Below are 835 nucleotides of genomic sequence, written 5' to 3' on the forward strand. Positions count from 1 at the left end.
GCGCCGGCACTCTGCACTAGGAATGGTCAGTCCCGTCGACTTCGAAAACCACATTGGTCTAACCACCAGTAGAAAAGAAATAGCTGCCTAAACACTAGGTAGCCCCACTACGTGTCCACGAATTGCGGTCAACCCCAGGGGTGAAAGACGAGGTTGGTGTCGGGGTTGGTGGTGAACGTGTTGATGGCAACACTGGTGTGGGTGTCTTCGAGGATGAGGTCGATGAGTGCTTGTGCGGCGGTGGTGGTGGTGGTCTGGTTGGTGTAGGCGTCGATGTGGCGGGCGATGATGGTGGCGGTGGCACTATCGCAGGTTAGCGATAGTGTGGTGGTGTTATCGGGGTTGTAGTTGATGCGCAGTCGTGGTTCGGGTTGTTGTTCTTTGTCTTCGGGGCGCAGGTGGGTGTCGATGAAGGTGCGGATGAAGCGGCGTAGGTCGGCGTCGGTGGGGACGGTTTGGTTGGGTGTGGTGGGGGTGAGGAAGTCTGCGAGTGCGGCGTCGATGGCTTCAAGGTGGTCTGGATTGTTGTCCAGCCGGGTGAGTTCGCGGTCGATGATGCGCAGTTTTGTCAGGTCGAGTATCCAGTGCTGGCCTTGGACTTCGGTGACGAGGGGTAGTTGGCGCATGCGGAAGTGAGCGCGCAGGAAGCCTAGGAGTTTGTGGTAGGAGATGCCGAGGTCTTTGGCGAGGCTGGTGAGGCTAAGATCGACGTCTTCGTCTAGTTGGGGGAGGATGGCGCGGTAGAGGAACCAGGAGGTTTTGCGTGTGTAGGTGCCGGCTTTGCCGATGTGGTTGCCGGGTGCGTTGGTGGTGTAGAACGCTTCCGGCACATCAC

Annotated in this window: 1 pseudogene; it reads right to left on the reverse strand. The window is 58.4% G+C overall.

Annotated features, from left to right (window positions below):
- Positions 1 to 128 precede the first annotated feature (128 nt).
- Positions 129 to 835: pseudogene (locus tag MHY22_RS11475) on the reverse strand (HNH endonuclease); the annotation flags it as partial.

The organism is Corynebacterium sp. ACRPO, from assembly GCF_022347205.1.
GTDB lineage: Bacteria > Actinomycetota > Actinomycetes > Mycobacteriales > Mycobacteriaceae > Corynebacterium.